The sequence below is a fragment of the Salinicola corii genome (assembly GCF_008298015.1).
Lineage (GTDB): Bacteria > Pseudomonadota > Gammaproteobacteria > Pseudomonadales > Halomonadaceae > Salinicola > Salinicola corii.
Window position 1 is genome coordinate 306628 of sequence record NZ_VTPX01000001.1, and the last position, 24464, is coordinate 331091.

The 24464-nt window shown below is 63.6% G+C and carries 28 protein-coding genes and 1 pseudogene; 13 read left to right on the forward strand and 16 right to left on the reverse strand.

The genetic code is table 11. The annotated features are described in order from the left end of the window. Positions 1–73: 73 nt before the first annotated feature. Positions 74–646 (reverse strand): Lrp/AsnC family transcriptional regulator, encoded by a 573-nt coding sequence (locus F0A16_RS01420; protein WP_149433610.1) that lies wholly within the window; start codon positions 644–646, stop codon positions 74–76. A 21-nt stretch (positions 647–667) separates the two neighbouring features. Between F0A16_RS01420 and F0A16_RS01425 the strand changes: the two genes are divergently transcribed. Continuing rightward, positions 668–1384: an AzlC family ABC transporter permease gene (locus F0A16_RS01425; RefSeq protein ID WP_223119682.1), complete on the forward strand. Its 717-nt coding sequence runs from the start codon at positions 668–670 to the stop codon at positions 1382–1384. After that, the gene (locus tag F0A16_RS01430) at positions 1384–1683 is read left to right on the forward strand and encodes an AzlD family protein (RefSeq protein ID WP_149433612.1); all 300 of its coding nucleotides are present in this window, start codon (positions 1384–1386) and stop codon (positions 1681–1683) included. Before F0A16_RS01425 ends, F0A16_RS01430 begins: the two co-directional genes overlap by 1 nt. Before the next feature lie 65 nt (positions 1684–1748). On the opposite strand, the gene F0A16_RS01435 is transcribed toward F0A16_RS01430, so the two are convergent. Further along, a complete protein-coding gene (locus F0A16_RS01435) occupies positions 1749–2558 on the reverse strand; it encodes an AraC family transcriptional regulator (RefSeq protein WP_149433613.1) in 810 nt (269 codons plus the stop codon). Positions 2559–2569: 11 nt separating this feature from the next. Beyond that, positions 2570–3175 (reverse strand): LysE family translocator, encoded by a 606-nt coding sequence (locus F0A16_RS01440; RefSeq protein ID WP_149433614.1) that lies wholly within the window; start codon positions 3173–3175, stop codon positions 2570–2572. A 277-nt stretch (positions 3176–3452) separates the two neighbouring features. Between F0A16_RS01440 and F0A16_RS22075 the strand changes: the two are divergent. Continuing rightward, positions 3453–3770 (forward strand): annotated as a pseudogene (locus F0A16_RS22075) (sulfite exporter TauE/SafE family protein); the annotation flags it as partial. Positions 3771–3918: 148 nt separating this feature from the next. Then, positions 3919–4215 carry a TSUP family transporter gene (locus tag F0A16_RS22080; protein ID WP_338100581.1) on the forward strand — a complete coding sequence of 99 codons (297 nt, stop codon included), beginning with the start codon at positions 3919–3921 and terminating at the stop codon, positions 4213–4215. A gap of 181 nt (positions 4216–4396) precedes the next feature. Here F0A16_RS22080 and ycaC read toward each other — a convergent pair whose 3' ends face one another. Together ycaC and F0A16_RS01455 are read right to left on the reverse strand one after the other, a co-directional pair. Then, on the reverse strand, positions 4397–5020 hold the full coding sequence (ycaC, locus tag F0A16_RS01450) for an isochorismate family cysteine hydrolase YcaC (RefSeq protein WP_149433615.1): 624 nt from the start codon (positions 5018–5020) through the stop codon (positions 4397–4399). A gap of 88 nt (positions 5021–5108) precedes the next feature. Beyond that, complete coding sequence (locus F0A16_RS01455) at positions 5109–5975, reverse strand: pirin family protein (protein ID WP_149433616.1); 867 nt, start codon at positions 5973–5975, stop codon at positions 5109–5111. A 132-nt stretch (positions 5976–6107) separates the two neighbouring features. Here F0A16_RS01455 and F0A16_RS01460 point away from each other — a divergent pair, with 132 nt between their 5' ends. Continuing rightward, positions 6108–7058, forward strand: coding sequence for a LysR substrate-binding domain-containing protein (locus F0A16_RS01460; protein WP_149433617.1), 951 nt, complete (start codon positions 6108–6110; stop codon positions 7056–7058). Between the two features lie 125 nt (positions 7059–7183). On the opposite strand, the gene F0A16_RS01465 is transcribed toward F0A16_RS01460, so the two are convergent. Then, positions 7184–8026, reverse strand: a complete 843-nt coding sequence (locus F0A16_RS01465) for an alpha/beta fold hydrolase (RefSeq protein WP_149433618.1) — start codon at positions 8024–8026, stop codon at positions 7184–7186. A gap of 147 nt (positions 8027–8173) precedes the next feature. Here F0A16_RS01465 and F0A16_RS01470 point away from each other — a divergent pair, with 147 nt between their 5' ends. From F0A16_RS01470 to F0A16_RS01485, 4 genes are all read left to right on the forward strand, one after another. Then, complete coding sequence (locus F0A16_RS01470; protein WP_223119684.1) at positions 8174–9043, forward strand: LysR family transcriptional regulator; 870 nt, start codon at positions 8174–8176, stop codon at positions 9041–9043. 282 nt (positions 9044–9325) lie between these two features. Continuing rightward, positions 9326–9529, forward strand: a complete 204-nt coding sequence (locus F0A16_RS01475) for a cold-shock protein (RefSeq protein WP_071229947.1) — start codon at positions 9326–9328, stop codon at positions 9527–9529. 153 nt (positions 9530–9682) lie between these two features. Beyond that, on the forward strand, positions 9683–10150 hold the full coding sequence (locus tag F0A16_RS01480) for a VOC family protein (RefSeq protein WP_149433620.1): 468 nt from the start codon (positions 9683–9685) through the stop codon (positions 10148–10150). Beyond that, complete coding sequence (locus F0A16_RS01485) at positions 10150–10485, forward strand: GFA family protein (protein WP_149434079.1); 336 nt, start codon at positions 10150–10152, stop codon at positions 10483–10485. The genes F0A16_RS01480 and F0A16_RS01485 overlap by 1 nt, the downstream gene beginning before the upstream one ends. An 84-nt stretch (positions 10486–10569) precedes the next feature. Here F0A16_RS01485 and F0A16_RS01490 read toward each other — a convergent pair whose 3' ends face one another. Continuing rightward, complete coding sequence (locus F0A16_RS01490) at positions 10570–10833, reverse strand: type B 50S ribosomal protein L31 (RefSeq protein ID WP_110598504.1); 264 nt, start codon at positions 10831–10833, stop codon at positions 10570–10572. 157 nt (positions 10834–10990) lie between these two features. On the opposite strand from F0A16_RS01490, the gene F0A16_RS01495 reads away from it, so the two are divergent. Further along, positions 10991–11296: a hypothetical protein gene (locus tag F0A16_RS01495; RefSeq protein ID WP_149433621.1), complete on the forward strand. Its 306-nt coding sequence runs from the start codon at positions 10991–10993 to the stop codon at positions 11294–11296. Positions 11297–11305: 9 nt separating this feature from the next. Here the strand turns inward: F0A16_RS01495 and F0A16_RS01500 are convergent, their stop codons facing one another. Beyond that, positions 11306–11584 (reverse strand): hypothetical protein, encoded by a 279-nt coding sequence (locus F0A16_RS01500; protein ID WP_110598502.1) that lies wholly within the window; start codon positions 11582–11584, stop codon positions 11306–11308. A gap of 160 nt (positions 11585–11744) precedes the next feature. Here F0A16_RS01500 and F0A16_RS01505 point away from each other — a divergent pair, with 160 nt between their 5' ends. Both F0A16_RS01505 and F0A16_RS01510 read left to right on the forward strand, forming a co-directional pair. Beyond that, on the forward strand, positions 11745–12638 hold the full coding sequence (locus F0A16_RS01505) for a CHAD domain-containing protein (RefSeq protein WP_149433622.1): 894 nt from the start codon (positions 11745–11747) through the stop codon (positions 12636–12638). A gap of 136 nt (positions 12639–12774) precedes the next feature. Then, positions 12775–14352: a BCCT family transporter gene (locus F0A16_RS01510; RefSeq protein WP_149433623.1), complete on the forward strand. Its 1578-nt coding sequence runs from the start codon at positions 12775–12777 to the stop codon at positions 14350–14352. Between the two features lie 122 nt (positions 14353–14474). On the opposite strand, the gene F0A16_RS01515 is transcribed toward F0A16_RS01510, so the two are convergent. From F0A16_RS01515 to F0A16_RS01550, 8 genes are all read right to left on the reverse strand, one after another. Further along, positions 14475–14945 (reverse strand): Hsp20 family protein, encoded by a 471-nt coding sequence (locus F0A16_RS01515; protein ID WP_149433624.1) that lies wholly within the window; start codon positions 14943–14945, stop codon positions 14475–14477. Between the two features lie 303 nt (positions 14946–15248). Continuing rightward, positions 15249–16463 carry a TraB/GumN family protein gene (locus F0A16_RS01520; RefSeq protein WP_149433625.1) on the reverse strand — a complete coding sequence of 405 codons (1215 nt, stop codon included), beginning with the start codon at positions 16461–16463 and terminating at the stop codon, positions 15249–15251. A 123-nt stretch (positions 16464–16586) separates the two neighbouring features. After that, positions 16587–17828, reverse strand: coding sequence for a serine/threonine transporter SstT (gene sstT, locus F0A16_RS01525; protein WP_149433626.1), 1242 nt, complete (start codon positions 17826–17828; stop codon positions 16587–16589). 190 nt (positions 17829–18018) lie between these two features. Continuing rightward, positions 18019–19467: a TrkH family potassium uptake protein gene (locus F0A16_RS01530; RefSeq protein WP_149433627.1), complete on the reverse strand. Its 1449-nt coding sequence runs from the start codon at positions 19465–19467 to the stop codon at positions 18019–18021. 52 nt (positions 19468–19519) lie between these two features. Continuing rightward, entirely contained in the window at positions 19520–20893 is a 1374-nt protein-coding gene (trkA, locus tag F0A16_RS01535; RefSeq protein ID WP_149433628.1) for a Trk system potassium transporter TrkA, read from the reverse strand. Positions 20894–21059: 166 nt separating this feature from the next. Continuing rightward, positions 21060–21266 (reverse strand): dodecin, encoded by a 207-nt coding sequence (locus F0A16_RS01540; RefSeq protein ID WP_149433629.1) that lies wholly within the window; start codon positions 21264–21266, stop codon positions 21060–21062. Between the two features lie 102 nt (positions 21267–21368). After that, positions 21369–22094: a bifunctional nicotinamidase/pyrazinamidase gene (gene pncA / locus F0A16_RS01545; protein ID WP_239023672.1), complete on the reverse strand. Its 726-nt coding sequence runs from the start codon at positions 22092–22094 to the stop codon at positions 21369–21371. 77 nt (positions 22095–22171) lie between these two features. Further along, positions 22172–23077, reverse strand: coding sequence for a LysR substrate-binding domain-containing protein (locus tag F0A16_RS01550; protein WP_149433630.1), 906 nt, complete (start codon positions 23075–23077; stop codon positions 22172–22174). Positions 23078–23271: 194 nt separating this feature from the next. On the opposite strand from F0A16_RS01550, the gene F0A16_RS01555 reads away from it, so the two are divergent. Further along, on the forward strand, positions 23272–24462 hold the full coding sequence (locus F0A16_RS01555; RefSeq protein ID WP_149433631.1) for an MFS transporter: 1191 nt from the start codon (positions 23272–23274) through the stop codon (positions 24460–24462). The last annotated feature ends 2 nt before the right edge of the window (positions 24463–24464 follow it).

Below are 24464 nucleotides of genomic sequence, written 5' to 3' on the forward strand. Positions count from 1 at the left end.
TGTTAGGTGTGTTCAAAATAAAGTGGATAGCCTTGCCAAGGCGCTTGGCATCTGGGTCGTGAGTGTCCAGCCTCTAGAGCTCGATTTTCGAGGTGCATTTTATTTCTTCCATCGGGATTTCGGTTTTGACGCTCTGAACGATTTTCAGGTTAGTGAGATGCTGCATCTGAAATTCCCGGTAGGCGGTCAAGTCTTCGACGGCCACTCTTAGTAGAAAGTCACAGTCGCCCGCCATCAGGTGACACTCCAGAACCTGTGGCATCTCCTTCACCAGTTCGATGAACTGGTTGACCGTTTCTTTGTCTTGGCCGGTCAGCCACACACGCGTGAAGACACTCACACCGATGCCGACTTTCGCGCTATTCAGCAGTGCGGCATAGCCGCGAATGACGCCGGCTTCCTCCAGTAGGCGCACTCTGCGCAAACAGGTTGAGGGGGAGAGCCCGATACGCTTGGCGAGCTCCAGGTTTTGCACGCGGCCGTCTCGCTGCAGTGCATTGAGGATCCGCCTGTCCGTCTTGTCGAGTGGGTATGGTTTTGAATTCAATTTATCCCTCTCTATTTGAAATCCTATGCCAGGATATACCGGTTTTATAGCGCATAAAAAATCAAATTTCGTGCTCGGGTCGATAGGATGGATATGCATTCACTATCGACGAGAACGCTTATGCACTCGGGATCTGCAGTAGAGACACGCCGTTGGGGAGAGCTAAAGCGGGGGGGCAAGCATGCGCTTCCCGTCATTATCGGCCTGGTTCCATTGGCGCTGGTACTGGGCGCGCAAGCGAGTCAGAAGGGAATGAGCATCGCCGAGGTGTCGTTGATGACCGCGCTCAACTACGCCGGCGGATCCGAGTTCGCGGCGGTCGAGCTGTGGTCCTCGTCACCGGATATCGCTCTGATCGTGGCAATGACATTCTTGATCAACAGTCGTCACATCGTGATGGGGGCCACGCTGGCTCCTCTGCTGAAACACCTGCCTTACCGCAAGACGGTGCCTGCTCTTTTCTTCATGTGTGATGAGAGCTGGGCGATGGGGCTTACCGATGCAAGAAGTTCGTCGCGACCCCTATCTTTCAGCTTCCACTATTACCTGGGTGTTGCGCTGCTGCTCTGGTTCAACTGGGTGGCTTTTACCTCCGTTGGTGCGCTGATCGGCCCAGCCTTGACCGATATCCGTGCCTGGGGGTTCGACATGGTGTTTCCCGCCGTATTCCTCGTATTGATGAGAGGCATGTGGAGAGGGCGTAGCTCCGCATTGCCTTGGGTGACCAGTCTATTGGTCGCTTTAGGGGCGTGGTTATGGCTACCCCAGGGATGGTACGTCCCGGCTGGGGCGACTGGCGGATTATTGGTGGCATATCTGTCGGGGGGCGAACGCTGATGGTCTCGGTCGATGCGGCGTTGACGGTAGCTCTCATGGGGCTAGCCACTTATTCCACTCGCCTGATCGGCTTCCTGGCGGTCAGTCGTCTGGTACTGAATGCCAGAGCGACTCGCGTCATGGAAGTTGCTCCCGGCTGCGTGCTCATCACGGTAATAGCACCTCGATTCGTCACCGGGGACATGGGTGAGTTGCTGGCACTGGCGATTACCGTGCTGGCAGCCGTCCGCTTTTCGCTGCTTTCCACGGTCATGATCAGTGTGATCTCGACGGGTTTGTTGCGACACCTGCTGGGCTAGGCATGCGCATTTTCTGGAAGTTCGACGGTCTGGTTGGCCCGGCAGTCGAACCGCCGCCGAAAATCTCAACCCCGCTTCAGCAGCGATCGCCACCGCGAGGGCGTCATGCCGAAGGCGCGACCGAAGGCGCGGGTCATGTGGCTCTGGTCGGCGAATCCCGCCGAGAGCGCCGCTTCGCTGAGGCTGATGCCGGTGGCAATGCACTGCCTGGCGACATCCAGCCGGCGTAGCGTGAGGTAGCGATAGGGGCTGGTGCCGAACAGCGCCCGGAAGTCGCGGGAGAGCGTCCAGCGCTCCTGACCGGAGATCGACTCCAGGTCGTCCAGCGTCACGCCCTCTTGAGTGTGGGTATCGAGATAGTCCCGAACCCGGCTCGCCGCGCGGTAGTCGGGTGTCGTTCGCGAGCGGGCGATCCGGGTATCGCTGTTGGCTTCCAGTACGTCGGCCAGGTCGGCAATGCCGTTCTCCTCCTCGAGCGCATCCAGAGGCGCCTCGACCGAGGTCAGGAGAAAGCGGACGGCCTCTCTCAATCGCGGGTCCGTCGACAGGCCGCCGGCAATATGGGGCAGGGCCTTGCCGCCCAGCGCGGTCTGGATCAGCGCCGGGGCGATGTAGAGCATGCGGTAGTGAAACCCGCGCTCGTCGCCGGCGTGGCCATCGTGAGCCTCGTCCGGGTGGAGCACCATGACGGTGCCGGGCAGGCTGTGCCGATAGTCGCGCCGGTAGTGGAAGCTCTGCACCCCATCCAGCGTGATGCCGATGGCGAAGGTGTCGTGGCGGTGGGTGTCGTAGGCATGACCCTGAAAGCGAGCCTCGAGACGCTCGATGCGAGAAGGCGAGGCCACGATGCACCAGTCGGCACTGTTATCGGCCATGGCGGTTCCTGTCATAGCAGCGGTACGACAACGTAATCGAAGAACATCATCGCTGCGACCACGACGAGCAGCATCGCCATGATCCGGTTGCAGAGACGAAAGTATCTCGGTTGATGGATTTGCTTGCCAACGACCTTGCCTGCCCAGAAGTAGAGCGCGGGAGCGCCGCCGCCACCCAGCGCGATGAGCGCCGAACAGCCGATCAACGCTGCGCCGGTGATTTCCCGGCCCGGGAACATGACCGTGGTGATCGGGATGACGACGAGTGAGTTCTTCGGGTTGAGCAACTGCATGAAGAATCCATTGCCGAAGCTCAGCCGCCCGGAACGGAGCCCGTTCCGATCCCCGGCCGCCGACGGGGTCGATGTGAATACCTTGAACGCCAGGTAGAGAATATAGGCGCTGCCGGCCAGCGCGATGTAGGGGATCAGGTCCCGGACGATCAGGATCTGGCCCGCGAAACCGACCACGGCAAACCAGCAGAAGATCGCCAGTGCCACGCCGGCGAAGAAGCCCCACGTCTCCCTGAGCGGAGCGCTCAGCCCTTCATTCAGGCTCAGCAGGTTCACCGGGCCGGGGGTGTACATCACGGTGAACGCGTACAAAACGATCTCCATCTCTCTGCCTCATCGACGACCAAGTTTCGGTGGGATCGACAGGCTAGAGCGTTGAAGGCGATGAGTCTTGAACGATCCTGCAGCGGATGTTTCCGGATGGAGAGGGCGGGCTTTCGATGGCGCAGGGATCATGGCGCGATTCGAGAAAGTCTTCCCCTGAAGCGGGCAATTCGGCATTGGTCAAATTGTCAGCCCGCGAGGCGCGGCGCACACTCTCTGCCCAATCGGCCATTCGGTCCTCCGCCTGCAGGGATGCGTCGTCAATGTTGCAACGCTCGTGAATATCGAAACTCTCTTGAATTTCGAAACGATTTTTATCATCGCCTTTGCCTACCTGGTTGCGGCCTTCGTCAAGGGCGCCACTGGCCTCGGCTTCTCGACCTCCGCGCTGCCCATCCTGGCGCTGGGCCTGGGTCTGAAGTCGGGGATGCCGCTGGTGATCATCCCTTCGCTGGTCAGCAATCTCATCGTGATGCGGCAGGCGGGGCACTTCGGCGAGACGCTGCGACGCTTCTGGCCGATGTTCCTCGCGACCGTTCCCGGCCTGCTGCTCGGCCTCGCCGTGCTGGATCTCATCGATAGTCTCGTGGCCGGGGCAATACTCGGCGTCGTGCTGATCGTCTACGGGGCGTTCACGCTGTTTCGGCCCGGGACGGCCGCTATCGGATCGGTTGGGGCGCAAGCTGGCACCGGTCTCGGGGTTCCTGACGGGACTGGTGAACGGCACGACCGGATCGCAGGTGATGCCGATTCTGCCATTCCTGCTGGCGCTGCGGCTCGATCCGAAGCGGTTCATTCAGGCGATCAATATCTCCTTTACGCTGTCGAGCCTGATCATGGCGCTGGGGCTGGCGAAGCTTGGTCTGATGACGGCGGATTCGATCTGGATTTCGCTGGCGGGGCTGGTGCCGGTCTATCTCGGCACCCGGCTTGGCGGGGCCGTGCGCCAGCGGATGGGCGCCGAGTCCTTCCGCAAGGTGGTTCTCATGATGCTGATCGTCTTCGGCGTGGTGCTGGTGGGCAAGACCGCGCTGGCGTAGTCGGAGCCGTGCGGTCCGGCGGGCGAATGTCCAGGATCGAGCGCCAGCGTGGCCTGTCGTCTCGTTCCCGGCGGTGCGAACCGGACTGCTCTCGCGAGGCCTCCTGGGCGTGAAACCCGCGGCGCAAAAAGGCTGCCGCCGCCGAGTGTATCGGCGGCGGCAGCGTGGTTGCGGTGCTCGGCTAGTTTTTCAGCGTCGCATCGCGGCTCTGGATCAGGTTCGAGTAGTGGGGCAGGTGATTGGCGAGAATGCCGCCGAAGCCCTCGATGTCGTTACGCCAGTCGCGATGCAGTTCGCCGGCGACCGAGAACCAGTTCATCAACTGCACGCCGGCCTGGGACATGCGATCCCACGCAGCGTCGCGCACGGTCGTGTTGAAGGTGCCGGAGGCATCGGTGACGACGAACACCTCGTAGCCCGCCTCGCGCGCGGCCAGGGCCGGGAAGGCGACGCAGACATCGGTGACCACGCCGGCGATCAACAGCTGTTTCCTGCCGGTCTCCTTGACGGCCTGGACGAACTCTTCGTTGTCCCAGGCGTTGATCTGGCCGGGGCGGGCGATATAGGGCGCATCGGGGAACTTCGCCTTCAGCTCCGGCACCAGCGGGCCGTTGGGGCCGTCCTCGAAGCTGGTGGTCAGGATCGTCGGCAGGTCGAAGAACTCGGCGATGTCGGCAAGCGCCATCACGTTGTTCTTGAACTCGTCGGGGCCGAAGTCGCGAACCAGCGATAGCAGTCCGGCCTGATGATCGATCATCAGCACGGTGACATCGTCCTTGTCGAGTCTCTGGTAGGAATAGGCCATCATCCATCTCCTTCTATTGTTGAAGAGGCGGGATATCGACGTCGATATCCCGCGGGTCGTCGGGCGTTGCCGAGAACGCCCGAATCCTTCACGCCGTGGTGCCGAACTCTCCGGCCTGGAACTGGCGCATCGAGTCTTCGATCTCCTCGCGCGTGTTCATGACGAACGGCCCGTAGCCGACGACGGGTTCGTCGATCGGTTCCCCGGTCAGCACCAGCAGCTTGGCGTCGTTGTTGGCCTCGACCGCGATCTCGCTGCCTTCCCGCGCGAACAGGGCGAGCTCGGCGTCCCGGGCGATCTTGGTGCCATTGAGCTGCACGGTGCCGCTGAGCACGACGATCATCGTGGTGTGGCCTTCCGGCACGCCGAGCGTTGTGAAGCCGCCCCGGTTCAGGCGCAGGTCCCAGACGTTGATCGGGCTGAACGTCCGTGCCGGGCCGCTCGTTCCGGTAAATTCCCCGGCGATCACCGCCAGATGCCCGGCGCCTTCGGCCAGTTCGAGACGGGGGATCTCGGCGGCCTTCAACGACTGGTAAGCCGGGGGCGCCGATTTGTTCGCGGCCGCCAGGTTCACCCACAGCTGAACGACTTCGAAACGCCCGCCGCGCTCGGTGAAGGCAGGGGAGTGGAACTCCTCGTGGACGATGCCGCTGCCGGCCGTCATCCATTGCACGTCCCCCGGTCCGATGACGCCGCCGTTGCCGGTGGAATCCCGGTGCTCGACTTCGCCGTCGTAGACGATGGTCACCGTCTCGAAGCCGCGATGGGGGTGTGCGCCGACGCCGCGTGGCTTGACCGCTGGCTTGAACTCTTTCGGCCCGGCGTAATCGAGCATCAGAAACGGCGTGACGTGATGCGCACCCAGGCGGTCGTAGGTGAACAGCGAGCGCACGGGGAAGCCGTTGCCGACCCAGTGGGCCCGAGGCGCGGAATAAATACCCGTGATGTCTTTCATTGTGATCTCCTTCGCCGGTCGTTCGGCGTCCCGTGTTGAAGGAATGCGTCGATGAGCTGATTGTACGGATAGGACATCGGCTCGATTAGCGGGGTAAAATCCAACGCAGCGTCTCACTCATGGAACGATCACATGCAGGATCTCAACGATCTCTACTACTTCGTCCAGGTGGTCGAACACGGCGGCTTCGCGCCGGCGAGCCGGGCGATCGGGGTGCCAAAGTCCAAGCTGAGCCGGCGTGTGGCCGAGCTCGAGACCCGTATCGGTGTGCGCCTGATCCATCGCACGACGCGCAGCCTGGCCGTCACCGACCTCGGGCGGGCGTACTACGAGCATTGCGCCGCCATGGTGGTGGAAGCCGAGGCGGCCCAGGAGACCATCGACCGCTCGATCGCCGAGCCCCAGGGACTGGTACGGATGAGCTGCCCGCCGGGCCTGCTCTGCTTTATCGTGGGGGATCTGCTCACCGCGTTCATGGCGAGGCATCCGCTGGTCAGGGTCGAGCTCGAGGCCAGCGGCCGGCGTGTGGATGTGGTCCGGGAGGGGTTCGATCTGGCCATTCGAGTGAGATTTCCGCCCATCGAGGACAGCGATCTCAGCCAGCGCCTGCTCTCGCGCAGCCCGCAGCGTCTGATGGCGTCGCCCGCGCTGTTCGAGCGTTTCGCCCGGCCGAGCGTGCCGGGGGATCTCCACGGCTTGCCGTCGCTCGACTGGGAACGGCCGGGCACGGGCCATACCTGGTGCCTTGAAGGGCCGGAAGGGGTGAGCTCGTTGATCGATCATCGCCCGCGACTGGTGACCGACGACATGGTGACCTTGCGCCGCGCGGCCCTGGCGGGCCTTGGGATCGTGCAACTGCCGATGCTGGTGGCGGGGCCGGATATCGCCGAGGGGAGTCTGGTGGACGTTCTACCGGACTGGGTACCCCGCGACGGCGTGGTCCAGGCGGTGTTCCCGTCGCGGCGTGGCTTGTTGCCCGCCGTGCGTTCGCTGATCGACTTTCTTGCCGACAGCTTTGGCCAGGAAGATTTCACCACGCAGATTCATCCGCTGGGGCAACCCGGGCAGGAAGCCGGGCGGTGACTCATCTCGTCGTCGGGCGCGCCACGCGTCGGACTGTCAGCCTCCGGTGCGCGGCGCGCGTTCCTGCCTTCAGGCCCGGTCTGAAAATTGGCCAGGTTCATCGGCCCTTTGTCGTCCTGGTTCCTTCAGCGCTTCAGGAACTCGATGACTAGACGGGCGATCTCCTCCGGCCGATCCTCGGGCGAAAAGTGGCCGCACTCCTCGAGGACGCTGAGATCCGACCCCGGTATGTCGGCGTGCAGGCGATGGGCGTAATCGACGCTCTGCCAGGCATCGTGCGCGCCCCAGATCAGCTTGACCGGAATTCGCCCGAGCTCCGGCAGACGGGCGGCAACCTCCATGGTGTGCTTCGGGTCGTAGTGGCGTATCTGATGCTGGAACAAGCTGGCCTGGCCGATGGGCCCGCTGATGAAGTCGAGGTAGGTCTCGAGCGCGGACGACTCGAGACGCTGCGGGTCATGGACCGCCGTCAGTAGCCATTCCCTGAAATGCGCGCGATGTTCGCTGTCGGGAACCTTGATCAGTCGCTCCAGCCCCGAGGCCATCTGCTGGCGGGTTCTGGGCGACGGATAGCTGTCGTAGCTGACGACATCGATCAGCGTCAGCGACTGCAACCGGCGTGGGTGAAACACGCCGAGGCGTTGGGCGATGCCCCCGCCGAAATCGTGGGCCACGATGTGTGCCGTCTCCAGCCCCCAGTGGTCCATCAAGGCTTCCAGTACCGGGACCTGGGCCGAGATCGAGGTGTCGACCGATGGATCCCGAGGCCGCTCGGAGTGGCCGTAACCCAGCAGGTCGAAGAGATGGACGCGATAGCCGGCCCCGACCAGCCTGGGCACCACGTTGCGCCAGATGAGAGAGGAGGAGGGCGTGCCGTGCAGCAACACGATGGGCTCGCCCTGACCGTAGACGCCGTGGGCGATACGCTTGCCATCGATCAATACATTGTCGGTCGCGATCGGATTCATGGTTCGGTTCCGCGTTGAGTGGATGTCGATGAGCTTGCGAAAGTTTCCCGCATGACACAAATGAGGTTTATGATGGATTCAATCTAATTTTGTCATGAAATGGGTCGTGTCCCCGTTGACGCAGCCCGAAGGTCGAGGAGCAAACGAGTGAGTGCGAGGCTGGAGCTCGGAGCGCTACAGGCGCTGGCAGCGATCGTGGAGACTGGTGGAATCACTCGGGCTGCGCAGTCATTGGCACTGTCTCAGTCGGCGATCTCGCACAAGATTCGCCGGCTGGAAACGGCGCTCGGCTGTGAGCTGCTGACCCGGCGCAGCGGGGCGAGGTTGTTGACGTCGGAGGGCGAGAAACTACTGGGCTATGCGCGGCGCATTCTGGATCTTCACGACGAGGCGGTCTCCTGCCTGGGGACCGAGCCGCTGCGCGGAAGGATTCGGCTCGGCGTGACCGAGGATACGACCAGCGGCGGCGTGGCCCGTATCCTCGGGCGGTTCGCCCGTCGGCATCCGGACGTCTCGGTGCGGACCCACGTTGGCCAGAGCCTCTCCCTCGAGGGGCAGCTCGACCGTGGCGAGATCGACGTCGGCTTCATGCAGGTGTTCGAGCATCGTCAGCGAGTGTCCGATACCGTCGTCGCCAGGGAGCCGCTGCATTGGGTGAAATCACGGGACTTCGATCTGGACATGAGCCGTTCGATACCGTTCGTCGCCTTCGACGACGACTGCTTCTACCGTCAGTGGGCGATGGAGGCGGGGCAGTCGCTCTCCCCGGGCCTGAATACCGTCATGACCTGTGCGAGCGTCGCCGGCGTGAAGTCGGCGGTACTCTCGGGGCTGGGCGTGACGCTATTGAATCGCCGCCATGTGACGCCGGAGATGGAGGTGATGCAGGCGCCGTTTCCCGAGCCGCCGCCGATCGTCTATCTCCTCCGGACCGGGCGACAGCGTCATTCCAGTGCGGTTCGCGGTCTGGTCGGCGCGATAACCGAGGAGGTGGAAACGCCCCCGATGCCGGCGTGAGATCGTCATCGCTGGCGATGGCCGACGTCTGGCGGTGTGTCGCGATCCGCAGGAAAATGAGGACGTTAGGCCGAGATGACAAGATTTTCGTCTTACGACCAACGCACCTGTTGACTATCGGGCGACGACGGCGCAGACTGCGTCCAGTTGGTTAGCAAGTCGCATATTGTCAGTTGCACTCGAATCATTCGGTAGCCTGGTTATATCCCCTTGTTTTACCCACTACATCGGGTAGCACCCGGCAATCGCAATTACGCGCTAAGCGCATAAGGAATTCGGAACATGGCAACTGGCACAGTTAAGTGGTTCAACGACACCAAAGGCTTTGGCTTCATTTCTCCGGCAGACGGTGGCGACGATCTGTTCGCACACTTCTCCGAGATCCAGGCCGACGGCTTCAAGTCTCTGCAGGACGGTCAGGAAGTTTCTTTCGACGTCACTCAGGGCAAGAAAGGTCTTCAGGCTGCTAACATCAAGCCGCTCTAAGACTTTCGGTAGATCCATCGCCTTAGCGCGATAGAGATTCCAGCACCAAGGCCCGCTAGCGCGGGCCTTGGTGTTTTTGTGTTTGCAGAAAAGTGAATGTGGGACCGAAACGTCTCGTAGATACCATTGCTCCGGACTGCTCAGGAGGTCTTCGTGCCCAATCCCAGCTACCCAGCGGGCCCCCGAGTCAATCATGTTGGTTTCAGCGTACGTTGCCTGGAATCGACGATACGGTTCTGGTGCGAGTGTTTCGGTGCCACGCTGGTTCGCCAAGGCGAGATGTCCGGCCCGTTTCTCTCCCATGTGACCGGTGCGCCAGATACAACCGTGAAAATGGCCATCGTCGAAATCGATGGTTTTCCTGTCGAGCTGCTGGAGTATGCGCTCGAAGCCGAGGCTCCGCGCGGCGGCGGTTACAGCCAGGGAGTCGCTCATCTCGCGTTCGATGTCGACGACATCGAGGCCACTCTCGGCAGTGTCAGTCTTCACGGCTGGCAGGCGCAGGGCGAGGTTCAGACCATACCGGCAGGCGAGAAGAAAGGAACGAAGGTGATGTATATCGTCGGGCCGGATGGTTGCGTCGTCGAGTTGATGCAGCCACCAAGAGAATTCGCCGAGTGATGAAGCTACAGTGCGACTGCGGTAACGTCAGGCTCTCCGCCCCCGAGCCGGCGCAGGTGACTTGCTGCAATTGCGGAATCTGCCGACGTTACATGGCGCTTTGGGGCTATTTTCGCCCTGGTGAGGTAGAGATCATCACTGGGACGGCGGGCAGGGAGTCGTATCAGCGTGGTGACCGGGAGATCGAGTTCCTGCGGTGCGCCGCGTGCGGTTGTGTGACGCATTACCAGACGCTGGCGGGCGACCCTGACCCCATCGTGGCGGTCAATTTCCGCATGGCGGAAACGCTGCCCCAAGGCGTGACGACGCGCCACGTCGATAACGCGACGCGTTGAAGGGAGCGTGAGCCAGCTCCGGCTGGGCGTCTCGGTCGCTGGTGCGGCCGAGACGTGCTCTGCTCGGTGGGGCGGTTTTCCGATTCAGCTCTGGCGACGCGATGTCACGCTGCCGAAGCGGCGCTTGAACTGGGCGGCACGGCCTTCGGTGCCGACCTCGCGCTGCTTGCCGGTGTAGAATGGGTGGGATGCCGAGGAGATATCGAGGTGTACGAGGGGGTAGGTGTTGCCATCCTCCCACTCGATGGTCTCGTCGGAGGTCATGGTCGAGCCAATCTTGAAATACTGGTTGACGCTGGTGTCGTGGAAGATCACCTGACGATATTCGGGGTGGATGCCGGCTTTCATGGAATTCTCCGTTCGGTTGATTTTGTAATGTTATTACATTTCTTGTTTGTGGGGCAATCGTCCGCGTCATGGGGACGCATCGCCCGCCACGCCTGTGCGAACCGTGGCGGGATCCGCTATCATCGCGTTTTCCCAGTCGGCCAGATAGCCTCTCTCCATGCATAATCTCTACATCCCCGTCGCCGCCATCCTGCTGGCGTTCGCCGTCATCTTTGGTGGGCAGGCCTTGTCGGATAGCCAGGTCGACGACGACATCAAGTCCCTGATCGCTCGGCAACTGGGCGGAGACGACGAGATCGAGCTGCAGGCGATGAGAGAGATTCAGAAGGGGTACGGCGTGTGCGGCGAGTATCGTGTGGCCGGCCCGGACCACGCCTTCTCGCCGTTCTACTACAGCAAGGTCAACGAGCGCGTGACGCTGGGCGCCGAATCCGAGCGGTATCGGCGCCACTGCGGCAACTGAACGGCAGATTCAAATCTGCTGAAAGCGCTCGATGCGTTCCCGGATGGCGTTCTCGGGGCCGATGAGATCCAGCAGGTCCGATTCGGTCAGGCCGATATGCTGATGACCTCGAGCGATCGAGGTGTAGTTTTCCCCCTCCCGAATCGCCTCTTCGACCAGTAGTGAAAGCTCCTTGCGATCATCAAGCGAGGCGGGGTCGTAGCTCTGTCGCGCACGTTGAAACTGGTTGGCTTGTTCCCTGCGACAGCGCTGCAGCAGACTCTCGGTGATGAACGGTGTGCTTTTCATGGACCTTACCCTATCGGCGGTGAAGTTCTCTTGAGATTAGAACCGATTCGAAGGCTGTCACCATTGGCATTTTGGTGTAGATCCTCCTGGCACACTCTTCCGCCGGATTTGGCTAGACTGATTTCATAGTCCATCGGTTTCGGGGCATAGGGGAGGCGTCATGCCATACCGACTTCAAGCGCGTGAAAAAGATATCGGGTCCGGCGTTCGGCGTATTGCCACGGAACAGGTTGATCGTGCCAGGAAGGCGCTGGACGACAAGCATCCGGCCGACGCGATACACGAGTTGCGACAGCGCTGCAAAAAGATTCGTGCCCTGCTGAGGTTGGTCAGGCCGGCGCTGGGAAAGCGCTATGCACTCGAGAACCGTCGCTTTCGCGACCTGGCTCGCGAAGTGGCCGGCGATCGCGACGATCAGGTGCTGGTGACGACGTTCGATGCGCTGCTCATGCAGGTCGACGCGCGCATCGATCGTCGTCACTACGCGGCGATCCGGCGCAAGCTCGATCTGCGTCGCCAGCACTCCTTCGGCCGGGAGACATCGCCCGATCTGGGCGCCCTCGATGCACGCCTGCTCGAGGCACGCGAGGCGATCGCCCTATGGCGTCTCGATCGTTCCGGCTTCGCCGCTATCGCCGGTGGCTGGCAGCAGAGCTATGAACAGGGGCGCGATGCGCTGGCTCGGGTGCGTGACGAACCGACGACGGTGGCGCTTCACGACTGGCGCAAGCGCGTGAAGTATCACCGTCACCACTGCAGCCTGCTGCGTGAAGCATGGCCTCGCGCCTTGGAGACGCGCGCCGAGGAGGGCCATCGGCTGTCGGACATTCTCGGTGACGACCATGATCTGGCCATGTTGGCCGAGCGTCTGAATGCGGGGGAGATGTCCAGCGTCGATGCGTCCCGGCGAGCGCAGCTTGCGACCTGGATCGAGCGTCGCCGGGTGAAGCTGCGGTCCGAGGCGCTGCCGCTGGGACGGCGGTTGTTCGCCGAGCCGGGAAAGCCGGTTCGCAAGCGGATGGCCCGCTACTGGGGCATTGCTACCGATCGGTGAGATGCCCAGGCGAGGCCGGAAAAAGCAGATATTCCCGCGGATCTTCAATGCGAGCAGTTTGCGACATCGAGTTTGCGCTATTAGACCAAGGTCGGTAGGGTGGCGCGCTTCATGCCTAAAGAACCCTCCCTCTGATATGACCTCCGACACCAACGTGCCATCGACGCAGGGTGGCCGTTTTGGCGATCCCGTCGTGCTTGTGCTGACCATCGGTTTCATCCTGATCTTTCTGGCGGCATCGGCGATCGCGCCGGATACCGTCGCACGGGTGATCGATATCGGCTTCACCTGGTCCGCCAGAACCTTTGGCAGCCTGTTCCAGTTGCTGATGCTGTTGACCTTCTTCATCGCCATCGGCGTGGCGCTGTCCCCGGCCGGGCGGGCGCGAATCGGGTCCCAGGACCGGCCCGACATGAGCACCTTCCGGTGGGTCTCGATCATCCTGTGCACGCTGCTGGCAGGCGGTGGCGTATTCTTCGCCGCCGGCGAGCCGATCTATCACTTCGTGGTCACGCCACCGGCGTTCGACTCCCAGCCCGGCACCGCCGGCGCCGTGCCGAATGCCTTGGCCCAGGCCTTCTTCCATTGGGGATTCACCGGGTGGGCGATTCTCGGCACCTTGCCGGTCGCGATCCTCTCGCATCAGCATTATCAGCGCGGCATGCCGTTGCAACCGAGAACGCTGCTGGCACCGGTGCTCGGTGACCGCCTGGTGAGCGGTTTTCTCGGCGGTGTGGTCGACGCCATCTGCGCGATCGCCGTCACCGCCGGCACGGTCGGGCCGCTGGGTTTTCTGGCGACCCAGGTCAGCTTCGGTCTCCACGACCTGTTCGGCTTTCCGCGCGGCTATGAAGTGCAGTTGGGGATTCTGGTGGCGCTGGGGGCGATCTACGTGACGTCGGCGGTGACCGGCATCGATCGCGGCATCCAGGTCCTGAGTCGCCTGAACGTCATTCTGGCCATGGTGATCGGTGGTATCATTCTGCTGCTCGGGCCGACGCAGTTTCTGGTCGATAGCTGGTTCCAGGGCTTCGGCACCTATCTTGGCCATTTCTTCGAGATGTCGACCATGACTACGGTGACGGCGTCGCCGAGCTGGATGAAGTGGTGGACCGTGTTCTTCTTCGCCTGGTTCGTCGGCTTCGCGCCGCCCATGGCGATCTTCGTTACCCGGATCTCCCGCGGGCGCACGGTGCGCGAGATGATCATCGCCACGGCGGTCATGGCGCCGGTGGTCACCACGGTCTGGTTCACCTTGCTGGGCGGCTCCGGCATCTTCTATGAGCTCCAGGGCGCGATCGATCTCAGCCAGCCGCTGCAGAACTTCCAGTTCGACGTGGCGACGTTGACCGTGGCCCAGGCGTTGCCGGGAGGCGTCTGGATGGCGCTGGCCGTGCTGGTGCTGACCACGGTGTTCGTGGCCACCACCGGGGACTCGATGAGCTATGCCGTGTCCGTGGTCTGTGCCGGTAACGATGATCCCGGATCGGCGCTGCGGGCGTTCTGGGGTATCGTCTTCGCACTGATGGCGGCGATCCTGCTGGGAATGGGCGAAGGGCAGGTCAGCGTGCTCCAGCAGTTCCTGGTGATCCCCGCCGTGCCGGTGGCACTGCTGCTGGTGCCGACATTGTGGCACGGGCCCAAGGCGGCCTATGCGATGGCCAGAGCGCAGGGCGTGCTGGACGACTCGCCAGCGACTCGGCCGCAGTGCTGAATCCAGGTCGACTCCCTCAACGGCAACGCCCCCGACGGAGCCATCCGTCGGGGGCGTTGCCGTTCTACCGCGGTGCTTTGCCATGGCTGTGACAACCGCGGCATCTTCACGTCGTCATCGGCTCAGACGGTCACGGCTTCATCCGCCGGCTGGGTCTCCAGACGGCCCTGGCTACCGTTGATCGGGATCTGACGCGGACGCTGCTCTTCCGGCACGACGCGCAGCAGGTCGACGATCAGCAGCCCATTCTCGAGCCGGGCGCCCTGAACCTCGATGTTCTCGTCGAGGCGGAACGACAGCTTGAAGGCGCGCTGGGCGATGCCCTGGTGCAGGTATTGCACCTTGTCGTCTTCCTGGCGCTCGCCTTTGCCGGCAGTGATGGTGAGCACGCGTTTCTCGACATTGACGTCGAGTTCCTGCTCGGCGAATCCTGCCGTGGCCACGGCGATGCGGTAGTCGTTCTCGCCATACTTCTCGACGTTGTAGGGCGGATAGCTGGGCATGTCGTTCTGCATCGCGGATTCGAACAGGTCGTTGAGACGGTCGAAGCCGACGGAGCGACGGAACAGCGGTGAGAGTGACAGTGTGTTCATGGGTAACCTCCTGATTGACAGCGAAGTTTCAGCGGCATTCGGGTCCATCCCGACGTGCCGGGTCGCAGACCCGCTTGGCGGCATCTGCCGTCGAGAGAAGCGGCGCATCGGGGGTGTCGTCCCGGGTTGCGCTCTCGACATTATGTTAAATAGGGGCGCCGAATACGTTTTCAAGCGATCGATGCGAAGGACCCTGAAAATTTTTCGCTGCGCCCCAGACCGGCGTGGTTGCCGGCCTCGGGCGCTATATGGCGACGCCGGCGCGGGATTCAAGTGTTTGGTGCCGGCGAGAGGGGAAGGCGTTCAGCCGAACAGTTGCCCGGCGATTCTCAGCCCGGCGACCCAGGTCGCGATGGCGGAGCCCAGGCTCGACAGCAGAAAGACCAGCAAGGTACGGGCGACGCGATTGCGCCACCAGCCGCGCCAGTGGCTGACATCGCTGCGTAGGCGCGAGAAGTCGCCGACAGTGGGACGGCGCAGGTAGAGTTCCACGCCGGCGGTGACGAAGCCGACGCCGATGGTCGGGTTCAGCGAGGTGAGCGGGGCGCCGACGAAGGCGGCGGCGATGGTCAACGGGTGACCCAGCGCGATCAGGGCGCCCAGCGCCGAGAAGCTGCCGTTGATCAGCACCCATTCGCCCACCAGCGACCAGCCGAACGCCGTGTCGCGGCTGAAGCCGATGGCGAAGCCGGTCAGCACCAGGGCGACGATCACCCATGGGATCGCTTTCCACCAGCGGGCGCGGGGCGCGGTCGATTCCAGGTTGGCGCGCTCCTGGATCACGGCGTCCAGCTCGGGCGGATGCTGGCCCAAGGTTTCGAGGTGCGCCTTCATGCCCTTGAGGTGGCCGGCACCGATCACCACCAGCACCCGCTGGGTACCGCCGTCCGGCAGTTCCTCGACCAGTCTGAGCGCCATGTAGCGATCGCGCTCGGTGATCAGCGGCTCGTACAGGGCCTGGGACTGCTCGGCGAATTCGGCGAAGGTGGACTCGAGTACATCCCCCTGCTTGAGCTTCTCGATCTCCTCGCTGGAGACCTTCTGGCGCGACAGCACGCTGCCGAGCAGGCCGGATATCAGGCTGAAGCGCTTGTACCACGGCACGTTCTGGTAGATGCGCTTGAGGGTGACGCCGATCTCGCGATCGATCAGGTAGAGCGGCAGGCCGGCCCGCTGGGTCTCCTTGACCGCCGTGCGCATCTCCGCACCGGGTTCGATCCCCGACTGCTCCGCCACGCGTTGCTGGAAGGCGCCGAGCGCGAGGCTGGCGGCGACCATGCCGGCCTTGCCCTGCTTGAGAACCTGAAACAGATCGAGCTTGGCCATGGCGTTGGGCTGGACCAGGCTCTGATGGCGCGAGGTGCAGAGTTCGATCGCGACGGCGTCGAACTCGCCGGAGCGGATCAGTTCGCGAACTTCGTCGGCGCTGGCCTGGGAAACGTGGGCGGTGCCCAGAAGCGTCAGGTGGTGGGCGGCGAGGTCCACGGTCTCGCGAGGTCCGGCGGCATTGTCAGGCATCAAGGGAGCGTTCCAAGGCTGAGAAAGAGAGTCGCCCCATATTGCACGTCACGCCGCCGATTCCAAGCCGTTGACAGCGAAAAACGCCAGTCGACGTCGACGCTGGCCCCGTTCGACCAATGATCACTCCTTAGAGAGACGGTCCCGGACGCGCGGCGAACGGCAGGCGGCAGCGGTGAACAGCACGTCGGTGGAGGAGTTGAGCGCGGTCTCGGTGGAATCCTGAATCACACTGATGACGAACCCGATCGCCACCACCTGCATGGCGACGTCCGCCGAGATGCCGAACAGGCTGGCCGCCATCGGAATCAGCAGCAGAGAGCCGCCGGCCACGCCGGAAACCCCGCATGCCGCCAGCGCCGAGACGATGCAGAGCAGCAGCGCGGTGGCGAAATCCACGTCGATCCCCAGCGTATTGGCGGCCGCCAGGGTCATCACCGTGATGGTGACCGCGGCGCCGGACATGTTGATCGTGGCGCCCAGCGGAATCGAGACGGAGTAGGTGTCGGCATGCAGGTCGAGGCGCTTGCACAACTCCATGTTGACCGGGATGTTGGCCGCGCTGCTGCGGGTGAAGAAGGCAGTGATGGCGCTGCCGCGAAGGCAGGTGAAGACCAGCGGGTAAGGATTGCGGCGCGTGTAGAGGAACACGATCAGTGGATTGGTCACCAGTGCCACGAAGAGCATGCAGCCCAGCAGTACCGCGAGCAGTTGGGCGTAGTCGGCCAGGGCGCTCATGCCGGTGGAGGCAAAGGTGTTGGCGACCAGTCCGAAGATGCCCAGCGGGGCCAGGCGAATCACCCAACGGACCAGGCCGGAGACCGCATCCGACAGATCGGCCAGCGAGCGGCGCGTGATGTCGCTGGCGCGGCGCAGCAGCAGGCCGAGCCCCACGGCCCAGGCCAGGATGCCGATGAAGTTGGCATCGGTCAGGGCGTGAATGGGATTGTCCACCGCGCTCATGGCCAGGTTGCGCAGGATCTCGGCGACGCCGGTCGGCGGCGTGCCATCGGCCCGTGGGGCGTCGATGATCAGCGAGGTCGGGAACAGGAAGCTCGCCGCCACCGCGATCAGCGCGGCCACCAGCGTGCCGATCAGGTAGAGCATCAGCACGCCGCGCACCTGGGTCGGTTGGCCACGCTGGTGGCTGGCGATGGCGGCCATCACCAGCACGAAGACCAGAATCGGGGCGACCGCCTTGAGTGCGCCGATGAAGAGATCGCCGAGGATGGCGACCGATGGCGCGATCGACGGCGCCAGGGTGGCGAGGAGCAGGCCGGCCGCGATCCCGATCAGGATCTGGGGGATGAGCCCGATACGGGGCAGAAGCGAGGAAGCGGTGCGGGTGTCGGAGCTGGCGGACATGACTCTCTCTTCGGGTTGCCGAGGCGGCAGCGTGGCCGCGAAGGGCGGCATTCTATCACCGCTGTCTCCACCGAACTCGTCGAAAAGCCTGTCTTTGGCTCAATCTTTAGTGTCATTCACCGACGTTTGGCGGAGCGGGTGGTGAAAAACGATGAACTTTGGGCAGACGAGGGTGGTTGCCCGCGAACGCTCAGCGCCGCCAGAACGCCGGCGTGAACAGCACCAGGATGGTGAAGATCTCCAGTCTTCCGAGCATCATCGCCAGCACCAGGATCCACTTGGCGGCGCTGGGAATGTCGCCGTAGTCGGTCGAGACATCGCCCAGTCCCGGACCCAGGTTGTTGAGTGCCGAGCCGATCGCCGACCACGCCGTCACCTGATCGAGGCCGGTGGCCAGCAGGGCCAGCAGCATCACCACGAACAGCATCATGTAGACGGAGAAGAAGCCCCACACGGCTTCGGCGACGCCCTCGGAGATACGCATCTTGCCGACCTTGACGGCAAACACGGCGTTGGGATGGATCAGCCGATGAATCTCGCGGATGCCCTGCTTCAGGATCAGCAGGATGCGGATCACCTTCATGCCGCCGCCGGCCGAGCCCGAGCAGGCGCCGACAAAGGCCGCCATGAACAGCATGGTCGGCAGCACGCCGGGCCACAGGGTGAAGTCGGCCACGCTGAAGCCAGAGGTGGTCGCCACCGAGACCGCTTCGAACAGCCCATGTCGAATGCCGGTGGCGTCGTGATAGGTGCCGGTGGCGAATAGGGTGATTATGGTGATCGCGATCAGCAGGCCCAAAAAGGTGACGAAGAAGCGAAACTCCGGATCGCGGATGTACTGCAGTAGGCGCCGTTCCCGCCATACCGCGAAGTGCAGGCCGAAACTGACCGAAGATACGACCATGAAGAAGACGCAGATCATCTCGATCGTGGCACTGTTGAAGTGCGCGATGCTGGCGTCGTAGGTGGAGAACCCACCGACGGCCACGGTGGCGAAGCTGTGGCCGATGGCGTCGAACCAGTTCATGCCCGCTCCCCAGTAGGCCAACGCGCAGACGACGGTGAGGATCACGTAGATGTACCACAGCGCCTTGGCCGTCTCGGTGATCCGCGGCGTCAGCTTGGAGTCCTTCAGCGGGCCGGGGATCTCGGTCCGATAGAGCTGCATGCCGCCGATGCCCAGCGTTGGCAGGATCGCCACCGCGAGCACCACGATCCCCATGCCGCCCAGCCACTGCAGCTGCTGGCGGTAGAAGCGGATCGATGCCGGCAGATGATCGATACCGCTGAGTACCGTGGCACCGGTGGTCGTGAGTCCGGAGAAGGATTCGAAGGCGGCGTCGGTGAACGACATCGAGGGGGCATCGGAGACCATGAACGGGATCGTGCCGAACAGCCCGAGAACGCTCCAGAACAGCACCGTGATGATGAAGCCGTCACGAGTACGCAGTTCGCGCTTGGCGCGGCGGTTGGGCCAGTAGAGCAGCGCGCCGGTGACGATCGAGATTGCCATGCCGGCGCCGAAGGCGTGCCAGTTGCCGTCGTGGAAGATCCGCGCGATGACCATCGGCGGCACCATGGTCAGGCTGAAAACCATCAGCAGCAGCCCGACGATGCGGAGAATCACCAGTAGGCTCACGCGGCGTCCCCCACCGGTCGGGACGGGCAGGCGGTGTCGGATGAATGGACCATCAGAAGAAGGTCAGGCCGACCTGGAACAGCCGCTCGACGTCACGAATACGTCGCTTGTCGACCACGAACAGGATCAGGTGATCGCCGCTCTCGATCATGACGTCGTCGTGGGCGATCAGCACTTCCTTGCCCCGGACGATGGCGCCGATGCTGGTGCCGCTGGGCAGGTCGACCTCGCCGATGGTACGGCCGACCACCCGGGAGGAGCGCTTGTCGCCGTGGGCGATCGCCTCGATCGCTTCGGCGGCGCCGCGGCGCAGCGAGTGGACGTTGACGATATCGCCCCGGCGCACGTGGGTGAGCAGGCTGCCGATGGTGGTCTGCTGCGGCGAGATGGCGATATCGATCTCGCCGCCCTGGACCAGGTCCACGTAGGCGGCGTTGTTGATCAGGGTCAGCACCTTCTTGGCGCCGAGACGCTTGGCCAGCATCGACGACATGATGTTGACCTCGTCGTCGTTGGTGAGCGCGCAGTAGATGTCGCAGTCCTCGATGTTCTCCTCGAGCATCAGGCGCTTGCTGGTGGCGCTGCCGTGCAGCACGACGGTGCGGTCGAGCTTCTCGGAGAGCGCGCCGCAGCGGCCGAGATCGTGCTCGATGATCTTGACCTGATGTTTGTGCTCCAGCGTCTCCGCCAGGCGTTCGCCGATGTTGCCGCCGCCGGCGATCAGCACCCGCCGGAAGTCGCGGTCGACCTTGCGCAACTCGCCCATGACCGTGCGGATGTCGCGGCGCGCGGCGATGAAGAAGACTTCGTCGTCGGCCTCGATGACGGTGTCGCCGGTGGGGATGATCGGGCGATCGCGACGATAGATCGCGGCCACGCGAGTGTCGATGTTCGGCATGTGGCGACGTAGGAAGCCGAGCTCCTGACCCACCAGCGGGCCGCCGTAGTAGGCCTTGACCGCCACCAGCTGGGCCAGGCCGCCGGCGAAATCGAGCACCTGCAGCGCGCCGGGATATTCGATCAGGCGGCGGATGTGGTCGGTGACCACCTGCTCGGGGCTGATCAGCACGTCCACCGGGATGGCGTCGTTGGAGAACAGACTCTTGCGCGTCAGATAGGCGGTCGAGCGCACGCGACCTATCTTGGTCGGCGTTCGGAACAGCGTGTGCGCCACCTGACAGGCAACCATGTTGATCTCGTCGGAACTGGTCACCGCGATCAGCATGTCAGCGTCTTCGCCGCCGGCCTGACGCAGAATGTTGGGGTAGGACGCGGTACCGATCACCGTGCGGATATCGAGACGATTCTGCAGCTCGCGCAGCCGCTCCTCGTTGATATCCACCACCGTGATGTCGTTCTCTTCATTGGCCAGATGTTCTGCCAACGTACCGCCGACCTGACCGGCACCCAGAATAATAATTTTCATGCCAAACCATCACGGAAATACAGCGTACCGCCTGCCAGTTTACCCGGCCCCGGAGGATCGGAACGAAACCCGCCCGGCACCGAAATCAGCGCGTAGCATAACGAGCCGGGCCTCCGAATGACAGGACCGCGGACGACATCCCGCCCGCAACCGCCGGTCGCGCCAGTCAATCCAGCGAGACACCGACCTTGATGGTCACCTGCCAGTGGGCCAGCTTGTCGTCCTCGAGATGGCCGCGGGTCTCGGTGACCTCGAACCAGCGCATGCCGTGAAGGGTCTTGCCGGCTTTCTGCAATGCGTTCTGGACGGCGTCCTCGATGCTGGTAGGGGAAGAACCGGTCAGTTCGATCTGCTTGTAGACATGATCGCTCATGGTAACGCTCCTGGGTTGAAAGCGCCGGCCGTTGCCGACGACTGAAAGCCCCTGGGTTCCCTGGGGCTTGGAAAAGATAGACGGTTTGGGTGCGCCGAAGACTCAGGCATCGACGATAGCGATGCCCAGGTCCGCGAGCCGCTGGCGGGTATCGTCGTCCGTCTCGAACGTGACCGGGCGTGTCAACGGCCAGAGGAAATGGGTGTTGAAGCCCGCCGCTATCGCATCCTCGGCGGTCCACAGCACGCAGACGTCCCGTGCCAGGCCGCAGAGGTAGACGTCGGTGACGCGCCGGTCGCGGAGCCAGCCGGCGAGGCCGGTGGCGGGGCGATGACCGTCGGGGCCGACGTTGTTGCGAAACGCGCTGTAGGAGTCGATGCCGGGATCGGTGCCCTTGCGAATGATCGCATCGCACCAAGACCAGTCGATGGCCGGATGCAGGGCCGCGCCCTCGGTGCGCTGGATGCAGTGATCCGGCCACAGGGTCTGGGAGTGACCGTAGAGGTCGATCGCCTCGAAAGGTTGGTGCGGCGGATGGCTGGACGCGAACGAGACATGTCTCGTCGGGTGCCAGTCCTGGGTGGCGACCACGTGTTCGAAGGCGTGCTGGGCCAGCAGCCACTCCAGTCCCAGCAGGATCTCGTCGCCCTCGGTACAGGCCAGCGCGCCACCGGGCATGAAGTCCGGCTGGACGTCGACGATGATCAGCGCGCTGTGCGGGGCGACGCCACCGAGCGCCAGCCCGGCGGGCTGCGTCTCGGTGATCGGCCTCTCGGTGGTCTGCGTCTCGGTAGTCTGCGTAGTATCGATGACCTCGTTGTCAGGCACGACGGGCGCTTCCCGGATGGCGGATTCGTCCTCAGTATCGAAGCCCCACCGTCCGGGTGCAAGTGACGCGGCTGACGCTACGTCAGGCGTGCGACCAGGAAGTCGACGAAGGCGCGTACCCGCAAAGGCATGTGGGCGCCGCCGACGAAGACTGCGTGGATCTCTTCCACATCGTCCGGATTGTAGGCCTCGAGCAGCGGCACCAATGTTCCGGCCGCGATCTCCGCTGTCACGCTGAAGGCGCCGACTCGGGCGATGCCGGCTCCGGAACGGGCGAGCTGGCCCAGCGTTTCGCCGTTGTTGGCCTCGATCGTGCCGTGCACGCTCATGGCGTGGTTACCTTCGGCGTCGCGGAAGGGCCAGGTGGGCTCGTTGCGGCGGAAATTGAAATTGAGACAGTTGTGGGCGTGCAGGTCTCCCGGCACTCGTGGCGTGCCGTGCCGCGCCAGATAGGCGGGCGAGGCGACGATCACGCGGCGGTTCTCGCCCAGACGGCGGGCATTGAGCAAGCTGTCCGGCAGCAGGCCGAAGCGGATGCCGACGTCGGCCTCGCCGGCGGCGATGTCGACAACGGTGTCGGTCAGATTGATGTCCACCAGGATCTCCGGATAGAGCCCGCTGAACTCGCCCAGTAGCGGCACCACGCAGAGCCGCCCGTGAGAGAGCGAGGCGCTGACTCGCAGTCGTCCCCGCGGCGCCCCGAGATCGGCGATCGCCTGCTCGGCCTCATCGAGATCGGTGAGGATTCGTCGAGCCGCTTGCAGATAGGCGTGGCCTTCGGCCGTGATGGCGAGCGCCCGGGTGGAACGCAGCAGCAGACGCACGCCGAGTCGTGCTTCGAGCCGGTCGACGGTACGGCTCACCGCGGAGGGGGTCAGGCCGAGGCATCTTCCCGCCGCCGAGAAACTGCCTGCCGACGCTACCGCGACGAATACCTCCAGTGCCCGGGTACGGTCACTCGGCGAGAGCATCTTTGCATTCATATCAAAACTCCATGGCCTCGTGGACGGCTACACACGCGTGGCAGTGGCTTTTATCTTTGCGCCAAACATCAATCAAGGAAAGCTGCCATGCAACATTCTCGCTTGCGCGTCTCGTCGACGCACTGGCCCACCATGGCTGGACCCGGGCGCTCGTCGATCGATATGCCACGTCTACCGGACGAGAGGACCACGGCATGAAACTCAATCCGCCCCTGCTGGCGCTGGCCACGGGCGCCTTTGCCATTGGCGTCTCCGAATTCTCGCCGATGGGCCTGCTACCATTGATCGCCACCGACTTTGGTGTCTCGATTCCAACCGCGGGGTTGTTGATTAGCGCCTATGCCATTGGCGTGATGCTGGGCGCGCCGCTGATGACGCTGACCACCGGCCGGATGCGGCGGCGCACATTGCTGATCGGCCTCGCCGCCATTTTCACCCTGGGCAATCTGCTCGCGGCGCTGTCGCCGAACTACGGCATGCTGCTCGTCGCACGTCTCGTCACTTCGCTCAATCATGGCGCCTTCTTCGGCGTTGGGGCAGTGGTTGCCGCTAGCCTGGTGCCGCCCGGGCGCGGGGCGAGCGCGGTGGCGGCGATGTTCACCGGATTGACCGTGGCCACTGTGGTGGGCGTGCCGCTTGCGACCTGGGCTGGCGAGCAGTTGGGCTGGCGCGAGCCCTTTTGGGCCATCACCGCGCTGGGGCTTGTCACCATGGTGGCACTGCGGCTGACGCTGCCCGACCGTCCGTCTTCGGACGGTGGCGGGGCACTGGCGGAACTCAAGGTGCTTGGGCGCGTGCCGGTGCTGGTGGCGCTGGCACTCACCGTGCTCGGAGCCAGCGCGATGTTCACGGTCTACACCTATATCGTGCCGATCCTGCAGGTCGAAACCGGTGCCTCGATTGGCTTCGTGACGACATTGCTGATGGTCTATGGCCTGGGGTTGACGGCCGGCAACTGGCTGGGAGGACGCGCGGCGGATCGGTCGGTGGACCGCACGCTGGTCGTGGCGCTGGCGAGCTTGAGTCTGGTGTTGGTCGCCTTTGCGTTATTGATGCCGTTTGGTCTGGCGACGGGCGTGCTGGTATTTCTGTGGGGGGTGGCCAGCTTCGCGATCGTGCCGCCGTTGCAGGTGCGGGTGATCGCCGCTGCCGGGGAAGCACCCAATTTGGCTTCGGCGGTCAATATCGGCGCCTTCAATCTCGGCAATGCCGTGGGCGCGGCACTGGGCGGTGCGGTCATTGCGGCTGGGCTGGGCTATCCGGCGGTGCCGGTGGCCGGCGCGGTGATGTCCGTGTTGGCACTGGCAGGTGTTCTGTTGGCGACTCGCGAGCGGGGTGTCGGAGCGACCGCTGGTGGGCGATTGGCGCCCTGCGAAGAGCGCTGAAG

Bases quoted from the DNA above. Each gene is read 5' to 3' on its own strand.
- F0A16_RS01420 (WP_149433610.1), bottom strand. From the start codon at position 646: ATGCATATCCATCCTATCGACCCGAGCACGAAATTTGATTTTTTATGC.
- F0A16_RS01425 (WP_223119682.1), top strand. From the start codon at position 668: ATGCACTCGGGATCTGCAGTAGAGACACGCCGTTGGGGAGAGCTAAAG.
- F0A16_RS01430 (WP_149433612.1), top strand. From the start codon at position 1,384: ATGGTCTCGGTCGATGCGGCGTTGACGGTAGCTCTCATGGGGCTAGCC.
- F0A16_RS01435 (WP_149433613.1), bottom strand. From the start codon at position 2,558: ATGGCCGATAACAGTGCCGACTGGTGCATCGTGGCCTCGCCTTCTCGC.
- F0A16_RS01440 (WP_149433614.1), bottom strand. From the start codon at position 3,175: ATGGAGATCGTTTTGTACGCGTTCACCGTGATGTACACCCCCGGCCCG.
- F0A16_RS22080 (WP_338100581.1), top strand. From the start codon at position 3,919: ATGCCGATTCTGCCATTCCTGCTGGCGCTGCGGCTCGATCCGAAGCGG.
- ycaC (WP_149433615.1), bottom strand. From the start codon at position 5,020: ATGGCCTATTCCTACCAGAGACTCGACAAGGACGATGTCACCGTGCTG.
- F0A16_RS01455 (WP_149433616.1), bottom strand. From the start codon at position 5,975: ATGAAAGACATCACGGGTATTTATTCCGCGCCTCGGGCCCACTGGGTC.
- F0A16_RS01460 (WP_149433617.1), top strand. From the start codon at position 6,108: ATGCAGGATCTCAACGATCTCTACTACTTCGTCCAGGTGGTCGAACAC.
- F0A16_RS01465 (WP_149433618.1), bottom strand. From the start codon at position 8,026: ATGAATCCGATCGCGACCGACAATGTATTGATCGATGGCAAGCGTATC.
- F0A16_RS01475 (WP_071229947.1), top strand. From the start codon at position 9,326: ATGGCAACTGGCACAGTTAAGTGGTTCAACGACACCAAAGGCTTTGGC.
- F0A16_RS01485 (WP_149434079.1), top strand. From the start codon at position 10,150: ATGAAGCTACAGTGCGACTGCGGTAACGTCAGGCTCTCCGCCCCCGAG.
- F0A16_RS01490 (WP_110598504.1), bottom strand. From the start codon at position 10,833: ATGAAAGCCGGCATCCACCCCGAATATCGTCAGGTGATCTTCCACGAC.
- F0A16_RS01495 (WP_149433621.1), top strand. From the start codon at position 10,991: ATGCATAATCTCTACATCCCCGTCGCCGCCATCCTGCTGGCGTTCGCC.
- F0A16_RS01500 (WP_110598502.1), bottom strand. From the start codon at position 11,584: ATGAAAAGCACACCGTTCATCACCGAGAGTCTGCTGCAGCGCTGTCGC.
- F0A16_RS01505 (WP_149433622.1), top strand. From the start codon at position 11,745: ATGCCATACCGACTTCAAGCGCGTGAAAAAGATATCGGGTCCGGCGTT.
- F0A16_RS01510 (WP_149433623.1), top strand. From the start codon at position 12,775: ATGACCTCCGACACCAACGTGCCATCGACGCAGGGTGGCCGTTTTGGC.
- F0A16_RS01515 (WP_149433624.1), bottom strand. From the start codon at position 14,945: ATGAACACACTGTCACTCTCACCGCTGTTCCGTCGCTCCGTCGGCTTC.
- F0A16_RS01520 (WP_149433625.1), bottom strand. From the start codon at position 16,463: ATGCCTGACAATGCCGCCGGACCTCGCGAGACCGTGGACCTCGCCGCC.
- sstT (WP_149433626.1), bottom strand. From the start codon at position 17,828: ATGTCCGCCAGCTCCGACACCCGCACCGCTTCCTCGCTTCTGCCCCGT.
- trkA (WP_149433628.1), bottom strand. From the start codon at position 20,893: ATGAAAATTATTATTCTGGGTGCCGGTCAGGTCGGCGGTACGTTGGCA.
- F0A16_RS01540 (WP_149433629.1), bottom strand. From the start codon at position 21,266: ATGAGCGATCATGTCTACAAGCAGATCGAACTGACCGGTTCTTCCCCT.
- F0A16_RS01550 (WP_149433630.1), bottom strand. From the start codon at position 23,077: ATGAATGCAAAGATGCTCTCGCCGAGTGACCGTACCCGGGCACTGGAG.
- F0A16_RS01555 (WP_149433631.1), top strand. From the start codon at position 23,272: ATGAAACTCAATCCGCCCCTGCTGGCGCTGGCCACGGGCGCCTTTGCC.